A 13,024-nucleotide genomic window follows, 5' to 3' on the forward strand; every position below is an offset into this window, starting at 1 on the left:
CGTCAAGTCGTCACAGGCAGCTGTTAGTTACCCCGGACCTGACCCCCATGGGATTGCCCTGGTATCGGGTGCACACGGTCGTGATCAACGACCCGGGCCGCTTGCTGGCCGTGCACCTCATGCACACCGCTTTGGTCGCCGGCTGGGCCGGCTCCATGGCGCTTTATGAGCTCGCCATTTTTGATCCATCCGACCCGGTGCTCAACCCCATGTGGCGCCAGGGCATGTTCGTCATGCCGTTCATGGCCCGCCTGGGTGTGACAGGCAGCTGGGGCGGTTGGAGCATCACCGGAGAAACCGGCGTCGACCCCGGCTTCTGGAGTTTCGAAGGCGTGGCAGCCGCCCACATCATCTTCAGTGGCCTGCTCTTCCTGGCCGCTATCTGGCACTGGACCTATTGGGATCTCGAGATCTGGCAGGACCCGCGCACTGGTGAACCAGCCCTGGATCTTCCCAAGATCTTTGGCATCCACCTGCTGCTCGCCGGGCTTGGTTGCTTCGGTTTCGGCGCCTTCCACCTCACCGGCGTCTTCGGTCCGGGGATGTGGATCTCCGATCCCTACGGTCTCACCGGACACATCGAGAAAGTGCAGCCCTCCTGGGGACCAGAAGGGTTCAACCCCTTCAACCCGGGAGGCATCGTTGCCCACCACATCGCCGCAGGCATCGTGGGCATCATTGCCGGCATCTTCCACATCACCACCCGCCCACCCGAGCGCCTCTACAAGGCTCTGAGGATGGGCAATATCGAAACGGTGCTTGCCAGCGCCATCGCTGCAGTGTTCTTTGCCGCCTTCATCGTGGCCGGAACAATGTGGTACGGCTCAGCGGCCACACCGGTAGAGCTGTTCGGCCCGACCCGCTACCAGTGGGACCAGGGCTACTTCCGCACCGAGATCAATCGCCGGGTCCAGACAGCCCTCGAAAACGGCTCCAGTGCCGAAGAGGCTTATGGCGCCATCCCTGAGAAGCTTGCTTTCTTTGATTACGTCGGCAACAGTCCGGCCAAGGGTGGTCTCTTCCGCGTCGGCCCCATGGTGAACGGCGACGGCCTTCCCACCAGCTGGCTGGGTCACATCAGCTTCACCGACAAGGACGGCCGCAACCTTCAGGTGCGCCGCCTGCCCAACTTCTTCGAAAACTTCCCAGTGGTTCTCGAAGACGATCAGGGCATTGTTCGGGCCGACATTCCCTTCCGTCGCGCCGAAGCCCGCTATTCCTTTGAGCAGACTGGCGTGACAGCCACCATCTACGGTGGTGCCCTCAACGGCCAGACCTACACCGACCCTGCTGCGGTCAAGAAACTGGCCCGAAAGGCCCAGCTGGGTGAGGCTTTCGAATTTGACCGCGAGACCTACCACTCAGACGGCACCTTCCGCAGTTCACCCCGCGGCTGGTTCACCTTCGGCCATGCCACATTCGCCCTCCTCTTCTTCTTCGGGCACATCTGGCACGGCGCCCGCACCCTGTACCGGGATGTGTTCGCCGGCATCGACCCCGACCTCGGAGAACAGGTGGAATTCGGTCTGTTCCAGAAGCTGGGAGACCGCAGCACCCGCCGTCTCCCCGAGGGTTACATCCCACCGGCTGGCACCAAGCTCAGCTGATCGCCCCCACTCAGGAGATTCTCTATGGAGAGCTTCGCTTACATCCTCATTCTCACCCTGGCGATCGCCACCCTCTTCTTTGCGATCGCCTTCCGCGATCCCCCAAAGATCGGCAAGTGAGATCCAAGGCTCCCGTGAGCCTTGGACCCATCAAGCCCCCGCCCCGGCGGGGGCTTTTTTCATGCCGGGAGCCGTCTCCAACCAGCCCGCTCCAGCGAGAACGTTGCTGAATGGGCTGCGACAGCAGATACACCGCTGCAGCTGTGAGCACTCCTCACTTCTCAATCGGAGCTCTACTGACTACACTTCCACTAACCAAACCGCGTGGGTCGCCAAGGGATGCAATGTCCCTCCTGCCAACACACCGATAGCCGGGTGCTGGAATCCCGATCCGCGGACGCTGGCCGCAGTGTTCGGCGGCGGCGTGAGTGCCTCCACTGCGACTTTCGCTTCACCACCTATGAACGGGTGGAAACCGTGCCGATCACAGTGATCAAACGCACCGGCACCCGAGAGATCTTCAGCCGCAACAAACTTCTGCATGGCTTGGTGCGAGCCTGCGAAAAAACCGGTCTTGAGCCAGCACGGCTCGAATCCGTGGTCGACGACATCGAGTTGCAACTGCAGCAGCAGCGCCATGGCCGCGAGGTGAGCAGCGCTGAGATCGGTGAACTGGTCTTGCAGCAACTCAGCGAGATCAGCGAGGTGGCCTACGTGCGCTTTGCTTCGGTCTACAGGCAGTTTCAGGGCATCAGCGACTTCGTCGCAACCCTTGAAGGCCTCAGCCGTCGGTCCTCCCCTCAGCGCCCGGATGGCGCGCTTGCCGCCGTGCGCTGAGCCCGGCAGAGGGCGGATTTGTATGATTGTGGATTGCGTGCGTCTGTCGGCGGGCAGGCACGCACATCCTTCATTCTGCCTTGGGCAGACCGCCACCCTTCCATGACAGTGACCCCTTCCGAGATCAGCAGCACCGAGGTCGAACTGGATCCGACAGGCGAAGCCTTGACAGATCTCGATCCGACAGACGAAACCTCGGCTGATCTGAACCTCGACATTCCGGAAGAGGTCCCCACAGCCGACGATCCCAGCAGCCGCGTCGCCAGCCGCGACTCCGACGGCGCCGGCTTCACGCTGGAGGAGTTCGCCTCCCTGCTGAGCAAGTACGACTACAACTTCAAGCCCGGTGACGTGGTGAACGGCACCGTGTTCGCCATGGAGCCCAAGGGCGCCATGATCGACATCGGAGCCAAGACCGCCGCCTTCATGCCCCTGCAGGAGGTCTCGATCAACCGGGTCGAGGCCCTCAGCGACGTGCTGCAGCCTGGCGAGGTCCGTGAGTTCTTCATCATGAGTGAGGAGAACGAGGACGGCCAGCTTTCGCTCTCGATCCGCCGCATCGAGTACCAGCGGGCCTGGGAGCGGGTGCGTCAGCTCCAGAAGGAAGACGCCACCATCTACTCCGAAGTGTTCGCCACCAACCGGGGCGGTGCCCTGGTTCGGGTCGAAGGCCTGCGCGGCTTCATCCCCGGCAGCCATATCAGCACCCGCAAGCCCAAGGAAGACCTGGTCGCCGATTTTCTCCCCCTGAAGTTCCTGGAGGTGGACGAGGAGCGCAACCGCCTGGTGCTCAGCCATCGCCGCGCCCTGGTGGAGCGCAAGATGAACCGTCTGGAAGTGGGCGAGGTGGTGATCGGCACCGTGCGAGGCATCAAGCCGTACGGAGCCTTCATCGACATCGGCGGGGTCAGCGGTCTGCTGCACATCTCAGAGATCAGCCACGAGCACATCGAGACACCCCACACGGTGCTCAATGTGAACGATCAGATGAAGGTGATGATCATCGACCTCGACGCCGAGCGGGGCCGCATCTCCCTCTCCACCAAAGCTCTCGAGCCGGAACCAGGGGACATGCTGACCGATCCCCAGAAGGTGTTCGACAAGGCCGAGGAAATGGCCGCCCGCTACAAGCAGATGCTGCTTGAGCAGGCCGAGGAGAACGAGCCGATGGGCGTCACGCTCGACTGAGCGCCATAACCTGGGGCGCCTGCACCGATCAGATGGTTCAACTGTTCCTGCGTGGTCAGCCCCTCGGATCGGTTGAAGCCATCCTTTTCGACAAGGACGGCACCCTCAGCCTGAGTGAACCGGGCCTCCTGGCCCTGAGCCGCGCCCGTCTTCAGGCCTGCCTTGAGCATGTTCCTGAAGCCCACCGCTCCCAGTTTCAAGACCTGCTTGAGCGGGCTTATGGCTTGGTGGGCGATCAGCTCAACCCGGCCGGCACCACCGCAGTGGCGAGTCGTACCCACAATCTGATCTCCACAGCCACCGCCTTCTGTCAGGTGGGCCTTGGTTGGCCGGAAGCTCTGGATCACAGCGAAGCCGTCTTCGCAGCCATCGATCGTGAGCAGCTCCAGACCGACGGGGATCGTCCTGGCGGGGCCCCGCTGGCACCGCTCAGCGAGGGAGTGGCCCCTCTGCTGCTGGAGCTTCACCGCTCAGGGGTGCAGCTGGCGGTGATCAGCAATGACGACAGCGAGGGAATCCAACGGTTCCTGGGCGGCCACGGGCTGGCTGAGCTGTTCCAGGAGATCTGGAGCGCCGACATGCGACCTGCCAAGCCGGATCCAGCGGCCGTGCATGGACTCTGCTCCAGGCTTGGGGTCAGCCCTTCCGCCTGTGCCCTGATCGGTGATGCCTGCAGTGATCTGCGCATGGCCGAGCGGGCAGGGGTGGGGCTGGCCCTGGGCTACAGCGCCGGCTGGAGCAGCAGGCCGCCGCTGCCGGAGCACATGCCGCGCCTGGATCATTGGCACGAGCTGCAGGTGGCTGGTTCATCTGGGATGCACCCATCACCAGAGCCGGGCGATAAGCTCGGCCAGCCAGAAGTCGGTGCAAGCCTGGATGAGCCGCTACGTCTTCACATCTGAGTCAGTCACCGAGGGCCATCCCGACAAGATCTGTGATCAGATCAGCGATGCCGTTCTCGATGCACTGCTGAGTGCCGACCCCGCCAGCCGGGTGGCCTGCGAAACGGTTGTCAACACCGGCCTGTGCCTGGTCACCGGCGAGGTGAGCACCACTGCCCGCGTCGACATCACCAGCCTGGTGCGGAGCGTGATCGAAACGATCGGCTACAGCGGCGCCAAAGCCGGTGGCTTCGATGCCAACAGCTGTGCCGTGCTGACCGCCCTCGACCAGCAGTCGCCGGACATTGCCCAGGGCGTGAATGAGGCCGACGACCATGACGGCGACCCCCTCGACCTGGTGGGTGCTGGTGATCAGGGCATCATGTTCGGCTTCGCCTGCGACGAAACCCCGGAATTGATGCCATTGCCGATCAGCCTGGCCCACCGGCTGGCCCGCCGGCTGGCCCAGGTGCGGCACGACAAGACCCTCCCGTACCTGCTGCCGGATGGAAAGACCCAGGTCAGCGTCGTTTACGAGAACGATCGGCCGGTGGCGATCGACACCCTGCTGATCTCCACCCAGCACATGGCCGAGATCGACGGAATCAGTGATGAGGCGGGCCTGCGCCAGCGCATCGCCGATGACCTCTGGACCCATGTGGTGATCCCAGCCACCGCCGATCTGCCGCTGCAGCCCGAGCGCGCTGCGGTTCGCTTTCTGGTCAATCCCACCGGCAAGTTCGTGGTGGGTGGCCCCCAGGGTGATGCGGGCCTGACCGGGCGAAAGATCATCGTCGATACCTATGGCGGAACTGCGCGCCACGGCGGTGGAGCCTTCTCCGGCAAGGATCCCACCAAGGTTGACCGTTCGGCGGCCTACGCCGCCCGCCACGTGGCCAAGAGCCTGGTGGCCGCTGGTCTCGCCCGGCGGGTGGAAGTGCAGCTCAGCTATGCGATCGGCGTTGCCAAGCCCGTGAGCATCCTGGTGCAGAGCTCCGGCACCGGCAAAATCAGCGACGACGACCTCACTGCCCTGGTGCAGGAACACTTTGACCTGCGCCCCGGCGCGATCATCGAGACCTTCGGCCTGCGCGATCTCCCCCGTCAGCGGGGCGGCCGCTTTTACCAGGATGTGGCTGCCTACGGCCATTTCGGCCGTCCCGACCTGAACCTTCCCTGGGAGGACGTGGGTGAGGCCGCCGCCCGGCTGCAGCAAGCCACTGCCGATCGGGTTCCCGTGGGCCAGCCAGCCGCCTGATCCCCCCCATCTCCAGTCGCCGGGGCGGCGCCTTGATCTGCCCCCTGGCAGCGGGAGTGGACCTGGGCAGCAGCGGCATCCGCCTGGCGGTGATTGACGCTGAAGGGAAGGTGCTGGCCGAGCGGGCCATGGCCTATCCCAGCAGCTTCGACGATCCAAACGGCTGGCGGCAGGGGCTCATCACGCTGGTGCTGGACCTTCCCATCCAGCTCAGGCAGCAAGTGGGTGCCATCAGCCTCGATGGCACCTCCGGTACCCTGCTGGCCTGCCGCTCCGATGGCACACCCCTGGGACCCGCCCTGGCCTACAGCCTCGCCTGCCCTGAGCAGGCTGAGCGTCTGGCGGCTCTGGTGCCTGCCGGCTGCGCAGCCGCCAGCGTGAGCGGCAGCCTGGCCAGAGCCCTGAGATTACTTGAGGCGACGGCTGTGGGGGGCGCGGCGGCCGCAGATCTGCTGCTGCGCCACCAGGCCGACTGGCTGATGGGCTGGTTGCTGGGTGACTGGCGCTGGGGCGAGGAAGGTAACAACCTGCGGCTGGGTTGGGACCTCAGACGACAGCACTGGACGGGAGACCTGGCCCGGCAACCCTGGGCGGCAGCGCTGCCCGAGGTGGTTGCCAGCGGCTTGGCGCTGGGGCCGCTGGCTCCAGGCTCAGCCTCTGCGCTGGGGCTGCCGGGCTCCTGCCTGGTGGTGGCCGGCAGCACCGATGCCAACGCCGCCGTGCTGGCGGCCGATCCCACTCCTGGCGAAGGAGTCACGGTGCTGGGCACCACCCTGGTGCTGAAACAGTTCGTAGCAGAACCGATCGAAGCCCCAGGGATCAGCTGCCATCGGCTGGGGGGACGCTGGCTGGTGGGCGGTGCCTCCAATGCCGGCGGCGGAGTGCTGCGCCAGTTCTTCAGCGATGCCGAGCTGGAGCGGCTCAGCCGTCAGATCGATACCTCCAGGCCGAGCGGGCTGCACTACAGGCCCCTGCCAGCGAGGGGAGAGCGCTTCCCCCACGACGACCCTGATCTGCTGCCGATCCTGGAGCCCCGGCCCGTGAGCGATGCGCTGTTCCTGCAGGGGGTGCTGGAAGGGCTGGCCCGGATCGAGGCCCAGGGATGGGCGCGCCTCGCTCAGTTGGGTGCGCCTGGGCTGCGGCGGGTGATCAGCCTGGGGGGCGGGGCCCGCAATCCCCAGTGGCGTCAGCTGCGACAACAGGCGATCGGCCTGCCGGTGCTCAACCGTCCGGGCCTGACGCCGGCCCTGGGCATGGCACGGTTGGCCCATGGCGTCCTGGAGGCGCCGCACCCAACGCCGAAGATGGAAGCCTGACCCCTCTCCCAAGAGCCCATGAACGAACGCCTGCGAACCGTGATCTCGATGGCCCTGTTCATAATCCTGGCCGGCTACGTCAGTTTCAGTGCCGTCAGGCTGGGGCTGCTGCTCTGGCAGCGGTTCGCCCTGGTCTGAGCCAGTTCTCAGCCACAATCAGCCCTGACCCTTGCCCTGCAGCCATGGCCAGCGATCCCCTCACCGAAGCCGTCAGCGATCGGATCTGCCGCCACATGAACAACGACCATGGCGAAGCGGTGCTCGCCTACGCCCGCCACTACGGCGGGGCGCAGCAGGCCAGCACCGCCCGCATGCTGCGTGTGAGCCCCGAGGCGATGGACCTGGAGGTGGATGGCGCCAACCTCTCGGTGCCCTTCGATCACCTGCTCAACGACAGCGAAGACGCCCATCGCACCCTGGTGGCGATGCTCAAGGCCTTGCCCGAGTCATGAGCTGGGAACACTGAACCGCAACGTTGCACTCCTCCCAGGAGATCACCGCCATGGTCCAGGCCCTGTTGAGAGGATGCCTTGAGCTGATCACCCAGGCCACCTGTCCGCTCTGCGGCCGACCGGCCGAGCCTGACCGATGGAGGGGGCGTGTTCAAGCGGCGCAACCGCAGCCTTGCCAGATCTGCCTCCAGTCGCTGGATCTCGATACCCAGGCAGGATTGTGTGGTCTTGAGCCCATGCCCTGGTGGGCCCTGGGCTTCTATCAGGGGGCGCTGCGCAGCCTGCTGCTGCGCCAGCGGCGCAAGCCCAGCAACCAGGCAATCCCCTGCCTGGCCAGTTCCCTGGCCGCGACCCTGCCGGCGACGCTTCGGGAGTTGAGCGTCGTGGCGATCCCCAGCTGGAAACAGCGGGCCAACCCCCTGCCACTGCTGATCTGCCAGGGGCTGGGCCTGCCCCGCCTGGCTCCCCTGGAGCGCAGCCGGGCCACGCTGGGTCAGCACCATCTCAACCGCCGGCTGAGGTCGCTCAACCAGGAAGGGGCCTTCCGGATCGTCCCAGACGGAGTCTCCCGCAGCCGCCGTTCCAGACAGGGTCTGCTGTTGGTGGATGACATTCTCACCACAGGGGCCACGTCCATGGCCGCCGCCGCCGCCCTTGAAGAGGCCGGTTACACGGTGATGGGGCTGCTCTGCCTGGCCCGGACGCCTGCTCCAGGCCGTGATCTAAGATCCTGCAGTGCTGCGAAGCGGCCGGCCGGGATAGCTCAGTTGGTAGAGCAGGCGACTGAAAATCGCCGTGTCCCCAGTTCAAATCTGGGTCCTGGCACTCATTTTTAAAATCCTTTTTGAAGGGTTTAGCCCATCACTTCGGTGGGCGAACCTCCAAGCTGCCGTGCTCTGAAGCGATGCGAACCCCTCCCGAGCGACCCGCCAACCAACAGTTCAGCAATGCCGACAGCTACGGAATGGCCTTCGATGAGGCCTGGGAACGGATCGGCAGCCTCGATCCCGCCGATTCAGGCGCCCGTGAAGCCGCCCTCCAAGGGGTGATCAGCGCCTTGAGCGATCACCCATTCGCCCTGAGCCAACCGGAACTGGTGCGCCAGGTCGCGGAATTCCGCCTGCGCCTGCTCCAGCGCTGAGGGCGCTGAGGTAGGCCGGCCCCATAGGATTCGCCCCATGACCAGCTCCCTGACGCGCCTGGTCCGGATGCTGAGCGGTGGGTTCAGCAATCAGGACCAGGCTTTCGAGAACCCCCCCCTCTACGCCCACATCCTGGTGCGCTTTCGGCCGCTTCCGCAGCTGGATCCAGGCTCCCTGCTGCTGGAGCAGTCGTACGCTTTCGCACCCGGCCAGCCTTACCGCATCCGGGTATTGCGCGCCGAGAGCGCCACAGACGGCAGCCTGCGAATTCACAATCACGCCATCAACGACGAGCGTCGGTTCTGGGGAGCTGTGGAGGATCCTGGGCGCATGGTGCAGATCCAAACGGAGGATCTGCGCCTGCTCGACGGTTGCACCTATGTGGTGCAACCGAAGGGTGAGGGCTTCGTCGGGGAGGTCGAACCCGGCTGCCGTTGCCTGGTGGAACGCAAGGGAGCCACGGCCTACCTCGTGAGCAGCTTCGAAATCGACGGCACGTCGATGCGCACGATCGACAGAGGGCACGACCCCTCAACCCATGACCAGCTCTGGGGATCCCTGGCGGGGCCGTTTGAATTCCAGCGCACAGACGACTTCAGCGCTGAGATTCCAAACGTCTGGCTGGAGAGCTGGAGGTCCTGATCGGGACTGGATCAGGGCTGGATCAAGCTGGTACGCAACAAAAGATAATGAAGCTAGGCAAATAAATTGAGTTGCACAGTAAAGCTCTATGAGGTCTTTTGTCACTAGGGGTTTGTGCTCAACAGAGGTGTCTATGTTCATCGCCCATTCCTCTGGCACTCCATGGCTCTGCCCCTGATCGAACTCAATCCCATCGCCCTGAATGCCCGCGTCACCAGCTTGGCGGTGGGCAGTGAAGAAGAGCCGCGGCGGACACCGGAGGGAGTGCTCCGCAGCCCCCAGGCAATGGATGAACTGATCGAGAGGGCCTACCGTCAGATCTTCTTCCATGCGTTCAAAGCCGACAGGGAACCAGGGCTTGAGTCCAGGTTGCGCCGCGGTCAGATCAGCACCAAGCAGTTCATCCGCGGCCTGCTCCTTTCAGATAAGTTCCGCAGAGATTTCTACCGTTGCAACAGCAACTACGCAGTCGTAGAGCAAGTGGTTGGCCGCGTTCTCGGTCGACCGGTGCATGGCGAGCGCGAGAGGATCGCCTTCTCAATTCTGATTGCCACCGAAGGAATGCAGAGTTTCGTCGATGCCCTGCTCGACTCACCTGAATATGTCGACACCTTCGGCGAGGATGAAGTTCCATACCAGCGCTCGCGTGTCCTCCCCGGCCGCAGCATGGGGGAGAAGCCCTTCAACCAGCAGGCTCCGCGCTATTCCTCCTACTGGCGCGACATCAGTGCATCACGCGCCCCTGCCGGCCCCTCCAGCGCTGGCGCACAACTGGAGCGGGGACTGCGCTCCCCTGCCTGGGTCGATGGTCAGCCGCCGAAGCTGGCAAAGACCATCTGGCTGGGGCTTGCCGCCATCGGCGGCGTGGAAATGCTGCGCATCCTGATCACCACCGCGGCTGCGATGCTCAAAACGGGCTCACTCGGCTGAAGCCGCAGATCCAGGTGGAGCGGACCTGAGCCGATTGCCTGATTCAGGCGCTCAGCTCATCCATGAAGGGCTGCTCCCCCTCGTCTGGGAACACCGTTTCCGAGCTGTCCCCGTACTCGTTCTCTGGCGCAGGATCGGCGGCAACGCCAAGCACACGCAAGGGTCTTCCCAGGCCTCCAGCAGGGGCCATGCCCTCCGAAGCCTGGCGATGAGAAGGCTGATCCAGCAGGGTTTCCAGTCTCGTCAGGCGATCATCGGTCTGCTCCAGAAGGTCGAGAACAGCGGCTGAATCGACACCATCCCGGCCTGATCGATCCAGCAACCGGAACTGTTGATCTTCCAAGAGGAGCAGACGATCCTCCATCTCCAGGAGGCGCAAAGTGAGAGTTTCAGTGAGCTCACCGAGAGTATTGAGCTGAACGCTGAAGCGCAGGGGCCAAGCCTCGGAATCAGGTGTCGTTGTCATCGTTGTCATGGGTCATTCAGTGACCGCGATGCCCGGATGGTATCGGCCTCTGCAGCGGGCGCCAGGGGAGCGAGTTTGTAACGATTCTGAAAAGCGCCGGTGAGAGCGTAACGGCCCCCATAGGATCCGGCTGCAGACAGCATCGTCGGGAACGTTGTGGCCTGTGTCCAGCACCGCCTCGACAGCCCCCGACCTCCTACGTCTCCCTTCTCTTCCCGGCCTGCACGCCCATGACACTCGTCAACGCTGCCTACCTGGGCATCGATCGCTTCGCGAACGTCCGCGACAAGGACAATTGGTCGAACGCTACCGAAGCCGACATCGCAGGATTGATTCGCTCGGTCTACCAGCAAGTTCTCGGTTACCAGTATGTGATGAAGAGCGAGCGGCTGGAGGGCCCTGAATCGCTGTTCCGCAGGGGATACCTGAGTGTGCGCGAGTTCGTGCGCCAAGTGGCCAAGAGCAACCTTTACAGGCAGCGCTTCTTCGAGAACAGCAATCCCTACCGATTCATCGAGCTGAACCACAAGCATCTTCTCGGTCGGGCGCCCCAGAACAAGGCTGAGATGCTGCACCACTTCACGATTCTGCAAAACGAAGGCTTCGACGCTGAAATCGATTCCTACATCGACAGCGCCGAGTACCAGGATCGGTTCGGCGAAGAGCAGGTTCCCTATCTGCACGGCTGGAACTATTCGATCGGCCAGCAGGGGCTCCAATTCTCCTACATGTTGCAGCTGACCCGTGGCGCGGCGGCTTCAATCAAAGGAGATATCGCCAAGAATCAGTCGCGACTGAATCCCTCCGTACACAAGGCAGCCCCGATTCCCGTGGTCAGCCCCAACGCCAAGGGATCCGCTTTCCGTTCGGTCAACTCCGATGGTGTCACCCGTATGGGAGTGGGCGCCGGCGAGCAGGGCCGCACTTACCGGGTCGAGATTTCCGGCTTCAACAACTACCGCCTGCACAAGCGCAGCAACCGGGTGCGGTTCATCCCCTTTGCCAAGCTGCTCGATTACCAGCGGCAGATCCAGCGCGAAGGCGGCCGCATCGCCAGCGTCAGCCCGGTCAACTGATTCCTCCCCATCCCCGTCGTTCCCCATCCGCCATGAAGGTCTCTGCAGGCACCCGCGGCAGCAGCTTCAGCAGCAACCGCCAAGTCACGATCCAGGTCACTGGGCTGGCCAACAACGACTACGTGCGTAGCTCAGATTGCACCATGCAGGTGCCCTACACCCGCATGAACGAAACCATGCGACTCGTACATCGCCTGGGCGGCACCATTACCGGCGTGAGTGTCAGCGGCTCCGGCGACAGCTCCGGATCTTGAAGGTGACTCGGCTTTACGCCTGAGTAAGGCTCTTCAAATCCACCAGGATCAGTTGCAGCCAATACCACCACTGAGTAGCCCCCCTTGAGGGGGCTTTTTCATGGGTCCGATCGGCCCGATCACCACACCAATCGCAAAAATCCCAGGGCCAAGTAAGGGGTGAATACGGTGGCGCCTGCAGTGGCCTCCCGATGGGAGCTTCCTCAGCCAGGCAAACGGCCCGGGGAACCGGGACGGGCCAGACAAGAAATCAACCGCGGGATTTTACTGTTTACGCGGCTACATAACGGCCGGAGTAGGGCGCAGGAGCGGGGCCGTGGACTCCTGCCAAGCCACCAAAGGGCTTGCGCAGCAACACTGGTACCCCCGGGATGACCATTTGTGAATGATTGAGCGAGCCGACTGTGGCAGGGATAAAAATACTCAGGTCAAGTCGAGCCACGTCTGGCCAGCGGTCGGTCCAGCCGGCCAGCCGGATTCATCCGGTCCATGCCAGATGTCTTCGCACTCGGCACGCGAGTCCGCCTTTGGCGCTCTCGTTGTTGATCACCCAACTCCCGACCCCCACCCGTCGAGAACAGGAGCTTTTTTACATGTTCGACGCCTTCACCAAGGTCGTTGCTCAGGCTGATGCCCGCGGCGAATTCCTCAGCTCTGCCCAGATCGACGCCCTGGCGTCGATCGTTGCAGACAGCAACAAGCGGATGGATGCCGTCAATCGCATCACCTCCAACGCCTCCAGCCTGGTCACCAACGCTGCCCGCGATCTGTTCGATCAGCAGCCGGCCCTGATCGCTCCCGGCGGCAACGCCTACACCCATCGCCGCATGGCTGCCTGCCTGCGCGACATGGAGATCATCCTCCGCTACGTCACCTACGCCGTCTTCACCGGCGATGCTTCCGTCCTGGAAGATCGCTGCCTCAACGGCCTGCGCGAAACCTATCTCGCCCTCGGCGTCCCCGGCGCTTCCGTGG

General features: G+C 63.7%; 16 protein-coding genes and 1 tRNA gene. 15 read left to right on the forward strand and 2 right to left on the reverse strand.

The window, feature by feature from the left end:
* Nucleotides 1-47: 47 nt before the first annotated feature.
* The 8 genes from psbB to KBY77_RS15955 all read left to right on the forward strand — a co-directional run bounded on the left by psbB (nt 48) and on the right by KBY77_RS15955 (nt 7,539).
* Nucleotides 48-1,607, forward strand: coding sequence for a photosystem II chlorophyll-binding protein CP47 (gene psbB, locus KBY77_RS15920; RefSeq protein ID WP_094555033.1), 1,560 nt, complete (start codon nt 48-50; stop codon nt 1,605-1,607).
* A 24-nt stretch (nt 1,608-1,631) separates the two neighbouring features.
* Entirely contained in the window at nt 1,632-1,727 is a 96-nt protein-coding gene (locus tag KBY77_RS15925) for a photosystem II reaction center protein T (RefSeq protein WP_006042122.1), read from the forward strand.
* Nucleotides 1,728-1,946: 219 nt separating this feature from the next.
* Entirely contained in the window at nt 1,947-2,444 is a 498-nt protein-coding gene (gene nrdR, locus KBY77_RS15930; protein WP_094555034.1) for a transcriptional regulator NrdR, read from the forward strand.
* Between the two features lie 102 nt (nt 2,445-2,546).
* A complete protein-coding gene (locus KBY77_RS15935; protein ID WP_255106632.1) occupies nt 2,547-3,632 on the forward strand; it encodes a 30S ribosomal protein S1 in 1,086 nt (361 codons plus the stop codon).
* Between the two features lie 32 nt (nt 3,633-3,664).
* A complete protein-coding gene (locus tag KBY77_RS15940; RefSeq protein WP_255106635.1) occupies nt 3,665-4,534 on the forward strand; it encodes an HAD family hydrolase in 870 nt (289 codons plus the stop codon).
* On the forward strand, nt 4,509-5,771 hold the full coding sequence (gene metK / locus KBY77_RS15945) for a methionine adenosyltransferase (protein ID WP_255106637.1): 1,263 nt from the start codon (nt 4,509-4,511) through the stop codon (nt 5,769-5,771). Before KBY77_RS15940 ends, metK begins: the two co-directional genes overlap by 26 nt.
* Before the next feature lie 35 nt (nt 5,772-5,806).
* A complete protein-coding gene (locus KBY77_RS15950; RefSeq protein WP_399213097.1) occupies nt 5,807-7,087 on the forward strand; it encodes an FGGY-family carbohydrate kinase in 1,281 nt (426 codons plus the stop codon).
* Nucleotides 7,088-7,269: 182 nt separating this feature from the next.
* Complete coding sequence (locus KBY77_RS15955) at nt 7,270-7,539, forward strand: DUF2470 domain-containing protein (protein WP_255106640.1); 270 nt, start codon at nt 7,270-7,272, stop codon at nt 7,537-7,539.
* A 262-nt stretch (nt 7,540-7,801) separates the two neighbouring features.
* Here the strand turns inward: KBY77_RS15955 and KBY77_RS15960 are convergent, their stop codons facing one another.
* On the reverse strand, nt 7,802-8,026 hold the full coding sequence (locus tag KBY77_RS15960; RefSeq protein WP_255106643.1) for a hypothetical protein: 225 nt from the start codon (nt 8,024-8,026) through the stop codon (nt 7,802-7,804).
* 265 nt (nt 8,027-8,291) lie between these two features.
* Here KBY77_RS15960 and KBY77_RS15965 point away from each other — a divergent pair.
* The 4 genes from KBY77_RS15965 (at nt 8,292) to KBY77_RS15980 (ending at nt 10,253) form a co-directional block, all read left to right on the forward strand.
* A tRNA-Phe gene (locus KBY77_RS15965) sits at nt 8,292-8,364 on the forward strand.
* A gap of 79 nt (nt 8,365-8,443) precedes the next feature.
* Nucleotides 8,444-8,680 (forward strand): hypothetical protein, encoded by a 237-nt coding sequence (locus KBY77_RS15970; RefSeq protein ID WP_255106645.1) that lies wholly within the window; start codon nt 8,444-8,446, stop codon nt 8,678-8,680.
* A gap of 37 nt (nt 8,681-8,717) precedes the next feature.
* Complete coding sequence (locus tag KBY77_RS15975; protein ID WP_255106647.1) at nt 8,718-9,323, forward strand: chromophore lyase CpcT/CpeT; 606 nt, start codon at nt 8,718-8,720, stop codon at nt 9,321-9,323.
* A 162-nt stretch (nt 9,324-9,485) separates the two neighbouring features.
* On the forward strand, nt 9,486-10,253 hold the full coding sequence (locus KBY77_RS15980) for a phycobilisome rod-core linker polypeptide (RefSeq protein ID WP_255106649.1): 768 nt from the start codon (nt 9,486-9,488) through the stop codon (nt 10,251-10,253).
* Between the two features lie 43 nt (nt 10,254-10,296).
* Here the strand turns inward: KBY77_RS15980 and KBY77_RS15985 are convergent, their stop codons facing one another.
* Nucleotides 10,297-10,719 carry a hypothetical protein gene (locus tag KBY77_RS15985; RefSeq protein ID WP_255106651.1) on the reverse strand — a complete coding sequence of 141 codons (423 nt, stop codon included), beginning with the start codon at nt 10,717-10,719 and terminating at the stop codon, nt 10,297-10,299.
* A gap of 230 nt (nt 10,720-10,949) precedes the next feature.
* Between KBY77_RS15985 and KBY77_RS15990 the strand changes: the two genes are divergently transcribed.
* From KBY77_RS15990 to KBY77_RS16000, 3 genes are all read left to right on the forward strand, one after another.
* Nucleotides 10,950-11,795: a phycobilisome rod-core linker polypeptide gene (locus tag KBY77_RS15990; RefSeq protein WP_255106653.1), complete on the forward strand. Its 846-nt coding sequence runs from the start codon at nt 10,950-10,952 to the stop codon at nt 11,793-11,795.
* A 32-nt stretch (nt 11,796-11,827) separates the two neighbouring features.
* The gene (locus tag KBY77_RS15995) at nt 11,828-12,049 is read left to right on the forward strand and encodes a phycobilisome linker polypeptide (RefSeq protein WP_255106655.1); all 222 of its coding nucleotides are present in this window, start codon (nt 11,828-11,830) and stop codon (nt 12,047-12,049) included.
* A gap of 593 nt (nt 12,050-12,642) precedes the next feature.
* A partial coding sequence (locus KBY77_RS16000) for a phycocyanin subunit beta (RefSeq protein ID WP_255106657.1) occupies nt 12,643-13,024 on the forward strand: 382 nt, incomplete at its 3' end.

It is taken from the genome of Synechococcus sp. Cruz-7E5 (assembly GCF_024345995.1).
Lineage (GTDB): Bacteria > Cyanobacteriota > Cyanobacteriia > PCC-6307 > Cyanobiaceae > Regnicoccus_A.

What these genes read in the sequence shown, in the direction of transcription:
- psbB (WP_094555033.1), top strand. Translation starts at nt 48, where the DNA reads ATGGGATTGCCCTGGTATCGGGTGCACACGGTCGTGATCAACGACCCG.
- KBY77_RS15925 (WP_006042122.1), top strand. Translation starts at nt 1,632, where the DNA reads ATGGAGAGCTTCGCTTACATCCTCATTCTCACCCTGGCGATCGCCACC.
- nrdR (WP_094555034.1), top strand. Translation starts at nt 1,947, where the DNA reads ATGCAATGTCCCTCCTGCCAACACACCGATAGCCGGGTGCTGGAATCC.
- KBY77_RS15935 (WP_255106632.1), top strand. Translation starts at nt 2,547, where the DNA reads ATGACAGTGACCCCTTCCGAGATCAGCAGCACCGAGGTCGAACTGGAT.
- KBY77_RS15940 (WP_255106635.1), top strand. Translation starts at nt 3,665, where the DNA reads ATGGTTCAACTGTTCCTGCGTGGTCAGCCCCTCGGATCGGTTGAAGCC.
- metK (WP_255106637.1), top strand. Translation starts at nt 4,509, where the DNA reads ATGAGCCGCTACGTCTTCACATCTGAGTCAGTCACCGAGGGCCATCCC.
- KBY77_RS15955 (WP_255106640.1), top strand. Translation starts at nt 7,270, where the DNA reads ATGGCCAGCGATCCCCTCACCGAAGCCGTCAGCGATCGGATCTGCCGC.
- KBY77_RS15970 (WP_255106645.1), top strand. Translation starts at nt 8,444, where the DNA reads ATGCGAACCCCTCCCGAGCGACCCGCCAACCAACAGTTCAGCAATGCC.
- KBY77_RS15975 (WP_255106647.1), top strand. Translation starts at nt 8,718, where the DNA reads ATGACCAGCTCCCTGACGCGCCTGGTCCGGATGCTGAGCGGTGGGTTC.
- KBY77_RS15980 (WP_255106649.1), top strand. Translation starts at nt 9,486, where the DNA reads ATGGCTCTGCCCCTGATCGAACTCAATCCCATCGCCCTGAATGCCCGC.
- KBY77_RS15985 (WP_255106651.1), bottom strand. Translation starts at nt 10,719, where the DNA reads ATGACAACGACACCTGATTCCGAGGCTTGGCCCCTGCGCTTCAGCGTT.
- KBY77_RS15990 (WP_255106653.1), top strand. Translation starts at nt 10,950, where the DNA reads ATGACACTCGTCAACGCTGCCTACCTGGGCATCGATCGCTTCGCGAAC.
- KBY77_RS15995 (WP_255106655.1), top strand. Translation starts at nt 11,828, where the DNA reads ATGAAGGTCTCTGCAGGCACCCGCGGCAGCAGCTTCAGCAGCAACCGC.